The 13,992-nt window shown below is 67.0% G+C and carries 16 protein-coding genes; 10 read left to right on the top strand and 6 right to left on the bottom strand.

Translation table 11 applies throughout. From position 1 onward, the window contains the following. The first annotated feature begins 24 nt into the window (after nucleotides 1-24). Genes ACHL_RS01245 through ACHL_RS01220 form a run of 6 tightly spaced genes read left to right on the top strand, consistent with a single transcriptional unit; the run spans nucleotide 25 to nucleotide 5,482 of the window. The gene (locus ACHL_RS01245) at nucleotides 25-1,236 is read left to right on the top strand and encodes a Gfo/Idh/MocA family protein (protein ID WP_012630987.1); all 1,212 of its coding nucleotides are present in this window, start codon (nucleotides 25-27) and stop codon (nucleotides 1,234-1,236) included. A 2-nt stretch (nucleotides 1,237-1,238) separates the two neighbouring features. Next, nucleotides 1,239-2,240: a sugar phosphate isomerase/epimerase family protein gene (locus ACHL_RS01240; RefSeq protein WP_012630986.1), complete on the top strand. Its 1,002-nt coding sequence runs from the start codon at nucleotides 1,239-1,241 to the stop codon at nucleotides 2,238-2,240. 3 nt (nucleotides 2,241-2,243) lie between these two features. Then, entirely contained in the window at nucleotides 2,244-3,116 is an 873-nt protein-coding gene (locus tag ACHL_RS01235; RefSeq protein ID WP_012630985.1) for a 3-keto-disaccharide hydrolase, read from the top strand. Continuing rightward, nucleotides 3,113-3,997, top strand: coding sequence for a TolB family protein (locus ACHL_RS01230; protein WP_012630984.1), 885 nt, complete (start codon nucleotides 3,113-3,115; stop codon nucleotides 3,995-3,997). Before ACHL_RS01235 ends, ACHL_RS01230 begins: the two co-directional genes overlap by 4 nt. A 4-nt stretch (nucleotides 3,998-4,001) precedes the next feature. Further along, entirely contained in the window at nucleotides 4,002-5,018 is a 1,017-nt protein-coding gene (locus ACHL_RS01225) for a Gfo/Idh/MocA family protein (RefSeq protein ID WP_012630983.1), read from the top strand. After that, entirely contained in the window at nucleotides 5,015-5,482 is a 468-nt protein-coding gene (locus tag ACHL_RS01220; RefSeq protein ID WP_012630982.1) for a heme-degrading domain-containing protein, read from the top strand. Before ACHL_RS01225 ends, ACHL_RS01220 begins: the two co-directional genes overlap by 4 nt. A 103-nt stretch (nucleotides 5,483-5,585) precedes the next feature. Here the strand turns inward: ACHL_RS01220 and ACHL_RS01215 are convergent, their stop codons facing one another. Beyond that, nucleotides 5,586-5,942, bottom strand: coding sequence for a hypothetical protein (locus ACHL_RS01215; RefSeq protein WP_012630981.1), 357 nt, complete (start codon nucleotides 5,940-5,942; stop codon nucleotides 5,586-5,588). A gap of 43 nt (nucleotides 5,943-5,985) precedes the next feature. Then, nucleotides 5,986-6,900, bottom strand: a complete 915-nt coding sequence (locus ACHL_RS01210; RefSeq protein WP_012630980.1) for an SDR family oxidoreductase — start codon at nucleotides 6,898-6,900, stop codon at nucleotides 5,986-5,988. A 210-nt stretch (nucleotides 6,901-7,110) separates the two neighbouring features. Between ACHL_RS01210 and ACHL_RS01205 the strand changes: the two genes are divergently transcribed. The 3 genes from ACHL_RS01205 to ACHL_RS01195 are packed head-to-tail and all read left to right on the top strand — an operon-like array spanning nucleotide 7,111 to nucleotide 8,695. Then, complete coding sequence (locus ACHL_RS01205; RefSeq protein WP_012630979.1) at nucleotides 7,111-7,623, top strand: DUF6328 family protein; 513 nt, start codon at nucleotides 7,111-7,113, stop codon at nucleotides 7,621-7,623. A gap of 32 nt (nucleotides 7,624-7,655) precedes the next feature. Then, entirely contained in the window at nucleotides 7,656-8,318 is a 663-nt protein-coding gene (locus tag ACHL_RS01200; protein ID WP_012630978.1) for a DUF6766 family protein, read from the top strand. Between the two features lie 41 nt (nucleotides 8,319-8,359). Beyond that, nucleotides 8,360-8,695 (top strand): hypothetical protein, encoded by a 336-nt coding sequence (locus tag ACHL_RS01195; protein WP_012630977.1) that lies wholly within the window; start codon nucleotides 8,360-8,362, stop codon nucleotides 8,693-8,695. Here ACHL_RS01195 and ACHL_RS01190 read toward each other — a convergent pair. The 4 genes from ACHL_RS01190 to ACHL_RS01175 all read right to left on the bottom strand — a co-directional run bounded on the left by ACHL_RS01190 (nucleotide 8,692) and on the right by ACHL_RS01175 (nucleotide 12,218). Further along, a complete protein-coding gene (locus tag ACHL_RS01190) occupies nucleotides 8,692-9,816 on the bottom strand; it encodes a glycerate kinase (protein WP_012630976.1) in 1,125 nt (374 codons plus the stop codon). The genes ACHL_RS01195 and ACHL_RS01190 overlap by 4 nt on opposite strands. A gap of 123 nt (nucleotides 9,817-9,939) precedes the next feature. Further along, nucleotides 9,940-10,392, bottom strand: a complete 453-nt coding sequence (locus ACHL_RS01185; RefSeq protein WP_012630975.1) for a hypothetical protein — start codon at nucleotides 10,390-10,392, stop codon at nucleotides 9,940-9,942. A gap of 486 nt (nucleotides 10,393-10,878) precedes the next feature. Beyond that, the gene (locus tag ACHL_RS01180) at nucleotides 10,879-11,694 is read right to left on the bottom strand and encodes a class I SAM-dependent methyltransferase (protein ID WP_050767124.1); all 816 of its coding nucleotides are present in this window, start codon (nucleotides 11,692-11,694) and stop codon (nucleotides 10,879-10,881) included. A gap of 149 nt (nucleotides 11,695-11,843) precedes the next feature. Beyond that, entirely contained in the window at nucleotides 11,844-12,218 is a 375-nt protein-coding gene (locus ACHL_RS01175; protein WP_012630972.1) for a DUF7793 family protein, read from the bottom strand. Between the two features lie 52 nt (nucleotides 12,219-12,270). Here ACHL_RS01175 and ACHL_RS01170 point away from each other — a divergent pair, with 52 nt between their 5' ends. Continuing rightward, the gene (locus ACHL_RS01170; protein WP_081434783.1) at nucleotides 12,271-13,986 is read left to right on the top strand and encodes an ATP-binding protein; all 1,716 of its coding nucleotides are present in this window, start codon (nucleotides 12,271-12,273) and stop codon (nucleotides 13,984-13,986) included. The last annotated feature ends 6 nt before the right edge of the window (nucleotides 13,987-13,992 follow it).

The raw sequence follows: 13,992 nt of genomic DNA, 5'->3' as shown, positions 1-13,992 counted from the left end.
AGCAGGAAGCAGCAGGAACACGCCATGACTACTCCGGCACACCCAACCGCAACCCCGGCTCCCCCGTCCCTGGGGGTGGCCGCCATCGGTTACGCCTTCATGGGCAAAGCCCACTCCAATGCGTGGCGGAACGTGGCCAGTTTCTTCGACGTCCCGGCCTTCGAGCAGAAAGTGCTCGTGGGCCGGGACGCCACCGCCGTGGCCGAGGCCGCCACCAAGTACGGCTGGGCCGAGGCCGCCACCGACTGGCGGGAAGTCATCAACCGGGACGACATCCATATCATCGACATCTGCGCCCCGGGCTGGATGCACGCCGAGATCGCCATCGCAGCGCTCGAAGCCGGTAAGCACGTGCTGGTCGAAAAACCCCTCGCCAACACCCTCGCGGAAGCCGAACTCATGACCGCCGCCGCCGCCAAGGCACGCGCCAGGGGCGTCCAGTCCATGATCGGCTTCAACTACCGCCGCGTCCCCGCCCTTGCCCTGGCCCGCGAACTCATCGCCGAAGGCCGCCTCGGCACCGTCCGGCACGTCCGCGCAGCCTACCTCCAGGACTGGCTCGCCGACGACCAGTCGCCCATGACCTGGCGGCTCCGGAAAGAAACCGCCGGCTCCGGCGCCCTCGGCGACATCGCCTCCCACGCCATCGACCAGGTCCTCTACCTCCTGGGCGACCAGGTCACGGAGGTCACCGGCAGGCTCCACACCTTCGTTCCGCAGCGCCCCGGCGGCAAGGCTGCCGGGGACGGGCTGGAGGACGTCACTGTCGACGACGCCGCCTGGGCCACGCTGTCCCTGGCCTCCGGGGCCATCGCCTCAGTGGAGGTCTCCCGGGTGGCGACAGGCCAGAAGAACAGCCTCAAGCTCGAGATCTACGGCGACCGGGGCACCATCCTGTTCGACCTGGAAAACCTCAACGAGCTCGGCTTCCTGGACGCCACAGCCCCGGTCCGGGAGCAGGGATTCCGCCGGATCCTGGTCAACGAACCCGAGCACCCCTACCTTGAAGCGTGGTGGCCCCAGGGCCATATCATCGGCTGGGAACATACCTTCACCCACCAGGTCCGGGACTTCCTGCTTGCCGTACGGGACCAAACCCCGCCCTCGCCGTCGTTCGAGGAAGGACTGAACGTGCAGTACATCCTCAACGCCGTGGAGGAATCCGCCGCTGCGAAGAGCGCCCTGATCCAACTGCCGGGCGCCGCCCCGGAGACCAGCCCCACCGAAGGAGCCTGACCATGCCCCGCCCGTTTACCCTGTTCACCGGCCAGTGGGCCGACCTTCCCCTTGAGGAAGTCGCCAAGCTTGCCTCCGGCTGGGGCTATGACGGCCTGGAGATCGCCGTCTCCGGAGACCACCTGGACGCCTGGCGCGTGGACGAACCCGGCTACGTCGAGTCCAAGCTCGAGCTCCTGGACAAGTACAACCTCAAGGTCTGGGCCATCTCCAACCACCTCAAGGGCCAGGCCGTGTGCGATGACCCCATCGACTTCCGCCACGAAGCGATTGTCGGCTCCAGAGTCTGGGGCGACGGGGAGCCCGAAGGTGTCCGCCAACGTGCCGCCGAGGAACTCAAGCACACCGCCCGGCTCGCCCGCGCGCTGGGCGTGGACACCGTCGTCGGGTTCACCGGCTCCTCCATCTGGCAGTACGTCGCCATGTTCCCGCCCGTCCCCGAAAAGGTCATCGACGCCGGCTACCAGGACTTCGCCGACCGCTGGAACCCCATCCTGGACGTCTTCGACGAGAACGGCGTCCGCTTCGCCCACGAAGTCCACCCGAGTGAGATCGCCTACGACTACTGGACCACCCAGCGGACCCTCGAAGCGATCGGGCACCGCGAAGCGTTCGGCCTGAACTGGGACCCCTCGCACATGATGTGGCAGGGCATGGATCCGGTCTCCTTCATCTGGGACTTCAAGGACCGGATCTACCACGTGGACTGCAAAGACACCAAGGTCCGCCAGACCGGCCGGAACACCGTCCTGGGCTCCCACCTGGCCTGGGGCGATCCGCGCCGTGGCTGGGACTTCGTCTCGGCCGGCCGCGGCGACGTGCCCTGGGAAGCGTCCTTCCGGGCGCTGGCAGCCATCGGCTACGACGGCCCCATCAGCGTCGAATGGGAAGACGCCGGCATGGACCGCCTCCACGGCGCCCCCGAAGCCCTCGCCGCCCTCAAGAAGTTCGACTTCCCCGCCTCCCAAACCAGCTTCGACGCCGCCTTCAGCAGCAAGGACTGACGCGTGGCAGACGCAGAACCGAAGCACGACGGTTTCGTCCCGCTGTTCGACGGGTCGACCCTGGCCGGTTGGTATTCCGTTCCGCGCGTGTACGGCACTGAGTATCCGGGCGGCCCGCTGCTCCTGGAACGCTTCGAAGCCCTGGGCCTGACCCCGCCGGTCGATCCCGAAAAGCACCCTGCCCGCTGGTTCGCCGAGGACGGTGTCCTGGTCGGTGAGCAAGATACTCCCGGCAGTGGCTACGGCGGCTACCTGGTGACTGAGCGGGCGTACGGGGATTTTGAGCTGGTGCTGGAGATGCGCCCGGACTGGCCGGCCGACACGGGAGTGATGCTTCGCCGGCGTCCGGACAGCTGGGAAGGCTTCCAGGTGCTGGTGGACCACCGGCCGTCCGGCGGGATCGGCGGTTTCTTCGGCAACGGGCTGGCGAGTTTCTCGGCCGTTCCGTTCGCCGTGGACGTTGCCCTTGACGCCGATGGCCGCCCGGCCGGGCTGGTTGCCGATGACCTCGCCACCTCGGTGGAACCCGTCACGGAGGAAAAGCGTGCCCGCCTCACGTACGCCGCCGACGTCGGGGATTTCCTCAAGGCGTGGCGCTGGGACGGCTGGAACGAACTGCGCATCCGCTGTGTGGGCGCGCTGCCGGTGATCACCACGTGGATCAACGGCATCAAGATCGCCGAGCTGGACACCGCCAGCCTCGACTCACCCAACTACAATCCTTCGGATGTGCTGGAGGTCCTTGGTACCCGCGGCCATATCGCCCTTGAAGTTCACGACAACGACTCCATGTTCGGCGAAGCGCGCTGGGGCAAGGGCGCACAGTGCCGCTGGCGGAACATCCGCATTAGAGAACTCGACCGGGAGCAGTTGTGAAAAGAACCCTGCAACCCGGCCAGCGCAGCGAAGTATGGATCGCGTCCGTGACCGGGGAAGCCGAACTGCTCTACAGCAGTGACGACGTCTTGTTTGAGGCCCCGAACTGGACCCTGGACGGTGCAGCGCTTGTCCTCAACGGTGACGGAAAACTGTGGACGCTGGACGTGGCCGGCGGCCATCCCGTGGAAGTTCCGCTCACGGGGGTCCCGGACCTGAACAACGACCATGTGCTGGCTCCCGACGGCACCGGCATCTTCCTCTCGGCCAATGACGGCCACATCTACCGGGCATCCCTGGCCGGCGGAGCGGCCACGCGCATCACCGGGGAGGATGGCACTTTCCACTTCCTCCACGGCGTCAGCCCGGACGGCCGGGAACTGGCCTATGTCGGCATCGAGGCTGGAGACTTTACCCGGCCCGGCCGCCTGATGACCATAGCGTCCAACGGCGGTGCTGCCGCCAGCGTTGACGTCGGTCCCGGGCACTGCGACGGCCCGGAATATTCGCCCGACGGAAAGTGGCTGTACCTGAACACGGAATCGTTCAGCACAGCGCCCGGGCATGCCCAACTGGCGCGGGTCCGGAGCGATGGGACCGGTTTCGAGCAGCTCCTCACCTCCGATTCGGTCGACTGGTTCCCCCATCTCTCCCCCGACGGCCGCCTCGCGTCGTACATCCGTTTCCCCCGCGGAACCCAGGGCCATCCGGCTGACCTGCCGGTCGCCGTCGTACTCGTTTCGACCGGGGACTGGACCACTCCGCTGCAAACGTGGCCGCTGTTCGGCGGCCAAGGTACCCTCAACGTCAACAGCTGGTCCCCAGACTCTGCGCATATCGCGTTCGTGGCCTACCCGCTTCCTGACTCAACAAAGGACTGACTACGTGACCCTCAGCAATGGCACCTCGGACGGAACAATCCGCTGGGGAATCCTTGGCACCGGCTTTATCGCCGGGCTGCAGACGCAGGACCTGAACGACAACGGCTTTACCGTGCAGGCCGTCGGCTCGCGCTCCGTGGACTCGAGCAAGGCCTTCGCCGAACAGCACGGCATAGCTACTGCCCACGGCAGCTACGAGGATCTGGTGGCAGACCCGCTGGTGGACGTGGTCTACATTGCTACACCGCACCCCATGCACCACGCCAACGCCCTGCTGGCCTTGAATGCCGGCAAGCACGTGCTGGTTGAGAAGTCGTTCACCATGAACGCCCGGGAAGCGCAGGACATTGTGGACCTGGCCGAATCCAAGGGGCTGGTAGCACTGGAGGCCATGTGGACCAGGTTCCTGCCGCACATGATCCGGATCCGTGAGCTCATCGCCGAAGGGGCTATCGGCGAGGTCCGCAAGGTGGTGGCCAGCCACAACCAGAGCCTGCCGCAAGACCCTGCACACCGTCTGAACGACCCCGCCCTGGGCGGCGGCGCCCTCCTGGACCTGGGGATCTACCCGGTCTCCTTCGCGTTCGACATCCTGGGCACCCCGGCCCGCATCACGGCCAGCGCCTCAATGACGGCCACCGGCGTGGACCGCCAGACCGCGGCGATCTTCGAATACGACGGCGGTCCGCAGGCTTTGCTGGACTGCGAACTCGACGCCGCCAGCGCCAACCGGGCCATGGTGCTCGGCACCACGGGCTGGATCGACATCGAACACACCTGGTACAACCCTGTGCCGTTCACGGTCCACGCCGTCGATGGCAGTGTTGTTGAGCGGTACGAGCAGTCCGTAACCAGCCGCGGAATGCAGTACCAGGCAGCCGAACTTGAACGCCTGGTCCGCGAGGGCGCCACCGCAGGGACCATCCTCCCGCCCAGCGAGACCGTGGCCGTCATGGCCGCGATGGACCAGATCCGCAAGCACATTGGCCTGAGCTACGAGGCCGACAGGGAAAGCGCATGAGCGAATCAGCCCGCCTGCTCGAACTGCGCCGGCAAGAGGAAGAACTGGTCTTCCCCAGCTTCGACCAGCACGACGCCTGGCGCCTGGGCTCCCTCATCGCCAACCACGCCATCGCCGAAAACCACGGCGTGGCCATCGATATCCGCCGGCACAACATTGTGCTGTTCCGCTGCGTCCTCCCGGGTGTCACGTCCGACCAGCAGGAATGGATCCGGCGGAAATCCAATTCAGTGCTGCGCTTTGAACACAGCACCGCCTACCTCACCGAACAATTCAGCGATTACGACCCCACCCAGGGCGGCTGGCTCGCTCCCGAGGACTACACGCTGGCCGGCGGCTCCTTCCCCATCCGCGTCCAGGGCGCCGGAGTCATCGGTGCCATCACCGCCTCCGGCCTCACTTCCGACGAAGACCATCAACTGGTAGCAGACGGGATCAGGGACTACCTTCAAACGTTGGCGTAGAACGGCCGATCGCTGAACAGCGCTAACAAGCCGGGCAAGTAAAGGGCCCCGCAGCTGCACCGGGACGGTGCGGCCGCGGGGCCCTTGTCCTGAAGCGGTACTGCTAGCCGGCGTTGAACTCTTCTCCGCCATCATCCTTCGGCGACTTTTCCTGCGGAAGGTCGTTGCCGCTGCCGTCCGGGACACCCGCTGCTTCCTGGCCCGGCTCCGAGGAGGTGGGCGCGGACCCCTTGGAGTCGTCGTTGTTCTCGTCGATTTCGGCGGCGCTGGAGGGGAGGTCGACGTCGCGCGCCACCTGCTCCCCGCCGTCGGACTGCGGTTCGTTGGTGTCAGCGCCCTGGCCGCCCTGCGAACCCTGGGTGGCCTGCTGGTTCTGCCCGCCCATTTCCTGCTCAGCGGTTGGAGTGCCGTAGCCGCCCGGGTCGGTCTCGGGTGCAGCGTGCTGGTTGTCCTGCGTCATGGTTCCTCCTGATTGCGTTGCGGTTGATTCGGTATGAAACGGGCTAGAGGCCCTTGCCCCCGGTTACCGGGAGTACGGCCCCGGAAATGTAGGAGCCGTCTTCGGAAGCGAGCAGCACGTAGGCCGCTGCCAGTTCGGCCGGTTGCCCGGCGCGCTCCAGGGGCGTGTCCTGCCCGAAGGAGGGAAGCTTGTCCGGCCATTCGGTGGCCGGGATCAGCGGAGTCCAGATGGGGCCGGGCGCAACGGCGTTGACCCGGATTCCCTTGGGCCCCAGTTCCTGGGCCAGCGCCTTGGTGAAGGCCACCTGGGCGGCCTTGGTCATGGCGTAGTCGATCAGGCCCGGGGACGGGTTGAACGCCTGGATCGATGCCGTGGTGATGATGGAGGCGCCCGCCTTCAGGTGTGGAACGGCCGCCCGCGCCGTCCAGAGCAGTGAGTACAGGTTGGTCTTGAAGACCCTGTCGAACTCTTCGGTGGGCAGGGACTCAAGGCTGTCCCGGTTCTTTTGGTAGGCCGCGTTCAGCACCACCACGTCCAGGCGGCCAAATTCACTGGCGGCCTCGTCCGCGATCCGCGTGCTGAACTCCTCCTCGCGTCCGTCACCGGGAAAGAGCAGGGCGCGGCGCCCGGCCTTGCGGATCCATTCCGCGGTGTCCTGGGCGTCGTCTTCCTCTTCCGGAAGGTAGGAGATGGCGACGTCGGCCCCCTCGCGGGCGAAGGCGATGGCCGCGGCTTTGCCGATTCCGGAGTCGCCGCCGGTGATGAGGGCTGCCTTGCCTTCAAGCTTTCCGTTGCCTTCATAGGACGCTTCGCCATGGTCCGGCTTGGGATCCATGGGCGCGGTAAGGCCGGGCTGCTTCTGTTCCTGTTCAGGGAACGGCCCGGAGTGGTAGCCGCCCCGCGGATCCTTGGGCTGGTCTGTCTGCTTGCCTGTTTCCTGCTTGTTAGTGCCGCTCATAGTCCGCCTACTCAGTTGTCGGTTTCCGAAGAGCTTCGCCGGTATACCGGCTCTTCGAAGCTATCCCCCACGAAGGAACCAAGTCCACCGTTCAGAACCAATAATCAGTAAACTTATCAAATACTGGTGTTGGCGCAACGTTGCCTTGTTTCTGGGTAGGTGAAGAGTAGTAAGGGAACAGGGGGTTCGCCGGGATTGGAGGACGCAGCAATGTCAGGGGCGGAGGACTACACCGGCAGGACCGGGCGGAATGAAACCCGTGAAGAACAGCTGGACCGGAACTGGGCCGAGTTGCTGCAGGAGCTGCGTGTACTTCAGACGGGTGTACAGATCCTGGCCGGGTTCCTGCTGACGCTCCCCTTCCAGTCGCGGTTCGAGGACCTGGACAGCTTCCAGGAGACGCTCTACCTGGCAAACGTTGTTGTCGCCGCCCTGACCACCGCCTTCATCCTCCTCCCCGTCAGCGTCCACCGCCGGCTGTTCCGCAAGCGGCTGAAGGAAACGCTGGTCTCCAGCGCGGACTCCATCACCAAAATCGCCTTGGGCGGCATCGCGCTGCTCAGCGCCGGAACCGCCGCCCTGGTCTTCGACGTCACCGCGGGGCGGGAGGCCGGCCTGACGGCCGGAGGAGCCTTGATGGCGGTGATGGTGGTCCTGCTGGTCTATGTCCCCATCCACCTCAACCGGAAGGCCGACGCAGGCAAACTCGACCGGAAGCTGTAGGCAACCGGAGGCTACAAGGAACGGAGTAGGAAATGCGCAAATGGGCTAAGGAGCACGGACTGCTCCTGGCAAATTTTGCCCTCTTCCTGGTGTTCTTCGGAGGCATGATCCTATCGGGGGCTGCTTCCTACAGCGAAGACCAGCAGGCCCATGGGGAACCGGCCGTCACCGTGCTCCAGTTCCTGGCCAGCGGCGAATTCCTGGAGGCCACCTTCGAAAACTGGGAGTCAGAGTTCCTGCAGATGGCCATGTACGTGGTGCTGACCATTTTCCTGTTCCAGAAGGGTTCCTCGGAGTCGAAACCCCTGGACAAGAAGGCGCCGCAGGACGAGGACCCCCGCCATGCCACCATCGGCAAGGCGACACCCTGGCCTGTTAAGCGCGGCGGGATAGCGCTCGGGTTCTATAAGCACTCCCTGTCCATCCTGCTGTTCGTGCTGTTCCTGGCGTCCTTCACCATGCACGGCGTGGGCGGGGCAGAAGCGTACAGCGAGGATCAGCAAAGCCACGGCCAGGCCGCCGTGACCTTCCTGCAGTACCTGGGCACCAGCCGCTTCTGGTTCGAGTCGTTCCAGAACTGGCAAAGCGAGTTCCTCGCCGTCGCCGTCCTGGTGGGCGCCTCCGTCTACCTGCGGGAAAAGGGCTCCCCAGAGTCCAAACCCGTAGCTGAACCGCATTACGAGACGGGCGCCTGAGCGCCACGACGCCTTGAACCTGTGCACTACGAGAGGAACACATGAGAACCGCACTGAAATCAGCCCTGCTCGCCCTGCTTCTCCTGGCCGCCCCCGCACTTGCAGCGGGCGTTGCCTCCGCAAGCCCGGCGCCAGCGGCCGTCGGCACAGTGGCCGGAACGGACGCCGGAGCCGCTGTGCCGGCGGGAAACACGCCCACCCCTTCGCCCGGTGACACCTCATCCACCGGCCCGGCCAACCCGGGAACCGGCGAGTCGACGCAGAGCGAATCCACGCGCGTGAACTATGCGCCGTGGGTTATCGGCGGCATCGTGGTGGTGGTACTCATCGCGGCGCTGATCTGGAGCCGGCGCCGCAACAAGCCCTTCGTGGGCTAAGCCCCTTCGAGGACCTGGGTGGTGGCCCAGGTAAGGTACTTGCCTGCATTGGCGATGGCATCCTCCGGGCTGGGCGCGACGTCCAGCAACTGGGCCGCGGCCACCACGCCGTGCCCGGTGAGGTCCTCCAGGGTCACCAGGATCCGCCCGGCCACCACAATGACCGGGATGCCGCGTTCGCGGGCAGCATCGGCGAGTGCGATGGGCGCTTTTCCGGTCAGCGACTGCGAATCCATGGATCCTTCGCCCGTGATCACCAGGTCGGCGCCGGCCAGCTCGCCTGCCAGTCCGGTCAGGCCCGCCACCAGCGCGAAGCCGCCTTCCAGCGTGGCGTCGGTGAAGGCCAGGAACGACGCCGGGAAGCCGCCGGCGGCACCCGCGCCGGCGACGTTCACGTCCCGGCCGGTCGCCTCCCGCAGGACGGACGCCCAGTTGCGGAGACCGGCGTCGAGCAGTTCAACGGCGTCATCGTCCGCACCTTTTTGGGGCGAGAAGACGTGCGCGGCACCGGTGGGCCCGTAGAGCGGGTTGCGGACATCAACGGCGATACGGAAGGTGGTGGCGGACAGCCGGGGATCGAGACCGGTGGCATCGAGTGAGACGACGTCGGCCAGTGAGCCGCCGCCGAGCGGCACCACGTTCCCGGCGGAGTCGAGCGGTTTAAGGCCCAGGGCACGCAGGGCGCCGCTGCCGCCGTCGCTCATGGCAGATCCGCCCAGGCCGAGCACGATCTCGGTGGCACCCGCCTCCAGCGCCGCCGCGATCAGCTGGCCGCAGCCGTAGCTGTGGGCCCTGAGGGCGTTGTCCGGCGTCGGCTCCATCTCTGCCAGGCCGGAAGCCTGTGCCGTCTCAATCACCGCGGTGACCTTGCCGGCGTCGTCCTTGCGGATGGCCCACGCGGCACCCAGCGGAGCCAGGATGGGACCCACCACGGCGTTGAGCCGCTCTTCGTAGCCTGCCGCGACGGCCGCTTCCAGGGTCCCCTCGCCACCGTCGGCGATGGGGAACTGGGTGGCCACGGCGTCCGGGTAAACGCGGAGGGCGCCCTCGGCGATGGCCGCGGCTGCCTCGGCCGCGGTGAGTGAACCCTTGAACTTGTCCGGAGCGATCAGAATGCGCATTCGCCCATCATGCCAGTCGCGTGCCGGAAAGCGCTTGCCCGATCCGTCATACGGACGTCGGCGTCACCGGCACCGCAGGAAAGTTCATCGCACGGGGCGTGTGGTCCGGGGCGGGGCGCGCTGTCAGGCGGGCCTGCGCAGTTCCTGCGGCGTGTACCCTTCGTCCGGGTTGCCGCCCGGAGCGTCGGAGGCCTCCGCGGTGCCGGCACTGTCGCCGGTGTCCGGAACAGCCATCAAAGGGACGGCAAAGGTGACCACGGGCCGGGCTGCGGCGTCGTCAGCCGAGCGGATAGTCAGGCTCCTGGTGCCGGGCGGCACGGAGGGCGTGAACACCTGGAGGTTCCGTGACCCCAGCGTGGCGGAGTCACGGAGCGTGTACTCGGTTCCGAAGTGGTCCTGGACGTTGATGCGCGGCTGCGGGCCGCCGTCGGCAGCCATCTGGATGGTGACCACCAGGCCGGTGGCCCAGATCTCGACGGACAAGACGGTGAACGCCGTGGCATCGGTGATGTGCCGCCCGTAGGTGGGCGGCAGGAGCATCCCGCGGAGGGTGCCGGAGGGAATAATTTCTCGCATGGTTTTTCCTGTGGGTCTTGCATCCACTGCCGCCGGACGTGCCCGGAATGGTTTACCGGTGCCGCCTGTGCAGGGATGCGGGTGCGGCGGAGGCGCCTCCCAGACCGGGATTGCCGAGCAGGGAGTGGCTGCCTTTTGCTGCGCGATTCATGGCTGATTTGGGGGACCTGCCGTGCCGGTGGATGGACATCCCCGTCAGGCAGGAAAGGCGGAACCTCGCGATTCCGCCGCTGACATCACTGCGGAGGGCTCCCGGCAGCCGCCACGGCGTACTGCGCGGCATCTCCGCCACCTGTTGCGTATCGCGTTCCCCCTGCCATACTTTGGCCGCCCTTTCCATGGGCCTCAACAGCCCCAGCTGAGTGATAAGACTACTTACCATCAAGCCTCCGGTGGCGGGCCGCTGTCAAGGGGATGGCGGGGTTTCAGCGGCAACCCACAGCGCCGGCTGTCAGCGCAGCGCCGGGCCGCCCACGCCGGGACCTTTCAGGAGCTGCCTGTCAGCGGCGCGTCCTCCCCGGCATGCTTCGGGGTCTCCCCGGACGGCCGCCTCGGGCGCAGGGCCGCCACATAGCCAGGGACCCGGCTTTGGCCTTCGACGCCGGTGACGGGATTGGTTTCGATGGCGGCGGCGCCCTCCTCCAGCAGCTCCCAGGACGCAGGCGGCAGCGCCCGCGAGCGCTCCTTCGGGCCGAAATGGCCCGGCATCGGCAGGCCGCGGATGGCACGCTCCAGCGGAGCGGGAATGCTGCGCTGCGTTGCACCCAGGTGGGTCACGTACTCCACGGGGTTGCCCTGGAAATTGGTTTCCGCCAGGAAGACCGTCCCCCGGCCCCCGGCCAGGACCCGGAGGTTTTCGGCGAGGGCTGCCTGGTCTGCCGGAGACAGCACGTGCAGCACGCCGCGGACGAAGACGTTGGCCGGGCCGGCCACCAGCCCGGCGCCTGCCCCGGGCGCCGTCATGTCGCGTACCTCAAAGCTGACGTTGCCGGGGTTGCCGGGCTCGGCTGCAGCGAGGGCGGCGGCGTGTGCCGAGATGTCCACGCCGATGGCCTGGGGAAAATGCGCAGCGAGGGCCCGGGTGAAACTGCCGTGGCCGCATCCCACGTCAACCACCGGCAAGGCGGGGTCGAGGTGCCGGAGGATGAGGTCCCGATAGCCAAGGAATTCATGGTCGCTTCCGGCGTCCCAGAGCACCTCGCCACCCGGCCCGGTAGCCGTAATCCCGGCCCAGTAGCGGTCCCAGGCGAGCGGCCGGTCCTTGGGCGCGGAACGGGACAGCCGGATGAGCCTGGGAAGCATCAGGTACTTCCGCCAGCCGGTCTTCTCGGGTTTTGCGGGGTTAGGCACACCCCAAATATATGTCCTGAAGCAACTACAAAAGCCGGGATAGGCAGTGTCGGCGCGGCCGCTTGCTCCGGGCCGGACGCGTGAATCGCGCCGTATTTGCGTCAGTCGTCGCGCGCCAGCCAGGTCATCGCTTCGGTCCGGGACGTAAAGAACCGCGTGGGGCACGGCAGCCTGCTGACCCCCAAAGCGAAGTTGGCCATGACCTTGTCCACGGGCGATGAGCCCAGGAGGGCAATCCGGGACGCCTGGCACGGCCGGCCGAACACTGCCCGGGCACCGCGGCTGACCTTCTCGGTAGTGGCCATATCCACCAGCATCGGACGCCGGGTGGACCCGCACATCTCATTGACCCGATCCATGGCGCTCTGGGCATCGGCCTCGCTGATCGATGCCCCGCGCGGCCAGCGGAGCTGCAGGATTCCGCCCTCGTCGAGGCTGAGATCCCCTTTGACATGGTCGGCCGGCTGGTGCGTCACTTTGTCCTCCCCCGCGATCTTTCTGGGGCCCCAGGCCCCTCGTCCCCCTACAATGTACTCAACTGGGAGGGAAGGGGTGGTTGTGGCGTCTGACACGCCCGAGGTTCCGAGCGCGCCCCGCACCGTCGTTGTAGCGGATCCCGACGCCGGGAGGCTGGCTCAGAACACTTCGGCCCTCCGCGGTGCCGGCTACAATGTGCACGCCGCAGGAGATGCCGCAAACCTCGCCGGGCTACTGGCCGAAGGCGAACCGGCGGCCATTATCGCTGACGCGGCGCTGCTGCCGGGCCTGGAGACCGAGGTGCCCGTGCTGGTCATGGTCGACCTGGACGATCCGTGGCAAACATCCCTGCGCCCTTCCGGAATGCACGACTGCATCACCAAGCCAACCTCGCCGCGGGAGCTGGTGCACCGCACCACGGCGCTGATCGACCAGGTGGCACGCCGCCGGGCGTCCCGGCAGGACGCCGAGGCCCTCCGCGAGCAGCTCCGGCTGGTTTCGGCCGCCGTCCGCGCCACCAACGATCCCCAGGAGATTGCGCGCTACGTGGTGGAGGGGTTCGGCCGGACCTTCAAGGCTGACCATGTCCGCCTGGAAACCTTTGAGGACAACCGGGTTCCGCGCATCACCGCCGCGTGGGACAGCGACGGGCTGGAGCCGTTGTCCGACGACGACCTGCCGGACGAGGATTCCGCGCGGCGGACCGCGGACCAGTTGTGGGCCGGCGCTGAGACGCTGTCCACGGATGCCGGGGACGCGGACGACGCCGAGCCCTCCCGGGAACACGCCGACGGCGGGCAGGCGGCGGACGGCGACGCCCCGGCGTCGGGCATTGCCAACGCGGCATCCACGCTGGCGGTACCCATGGGCGAGGGAAGCTCCTCACTGGGTATCATCTGGATCGCGTCCCTGGACAAACCGCGGAAATGGTCGCGCGCAGAACTCGGGCTGATCCAGCACGTGGCGGGCAACGCGGCGCACGGCCTGATCCAAAGCCACCTGATCAGCAGCCAGCAGCAGGTGGTGAAGCAGCTGCAGCAGCTGGACAAGGCCAAGACAGACTTCCTGGCCACCGTAAACCACGAGCTCCGGACGCCGCTGACGTCCATCATGGCCTACCTGGACATGATCCAGGAGAGCACCGAACAGCCCGGTTCCGCCGAGATCCACCAGATGCTGGACATCGTGGTCCGCAACACCGAGCGGCTGCGCACGCTTATCGAGGACATGCTGAGTGTCTCCCGTAACGGCCTCGACGACACCCTGATGCACCTCACCCCGGTCCGCCTGGGCCACACCCTGGACCTGGTGGCTTCTGCACTGCGGCCGCTGGCCAAACTGCAAAACGTGACCATCGCGCTGGATCCGGTACCGGACGATCCGGAGATCCTGGCCGACGAAATCCAGCTGCAGCAGGTGTTCACCAACCTGGTTTCCAACGCCATCAAGTTCACCCCCAGCGGCGGGCGCATCGAGGTGGGCAGTGAATCCCACGCAGCGGCGGACGGCAGCCGCTGGGCCACCGTCCGGGTTGCCGATAACGGCATCGGCATTTCCAGTGACGAGATCGACCACGTGTTCACCCGCTTCTACCGGGCCTCCAACGCCATGTCCGGCGCCATCCCGGGGACGGGCCTGGGCCTGGCCATCACCAAGGACATTGTGGCCCGCCACGGTGGGACGATCGATGTCGCCTCCACGCTGGGCGCGGGAACCACTGTGACGGTCAGCCTCCCCCTCGACGCAGACCGCAGCCAGTCCAACTGAGCGGGG

The sequence above is a fragment of the Pseudarthrobacter chlorophenolicus A6 genome (genome assembly GCF_000022025.1).
GTDB lineage: Bacteria > Actinomycetota > Actinomycetes > Actinomycetales > Micrococcaceae > Arthrobacter > Arthrobacter chlorophenolicus.
The sequence above is the reverse complement of the archived record's forward strand: the minus strand, read 5'-3'. Positions and strand labels throughout refer to the sequence as shown.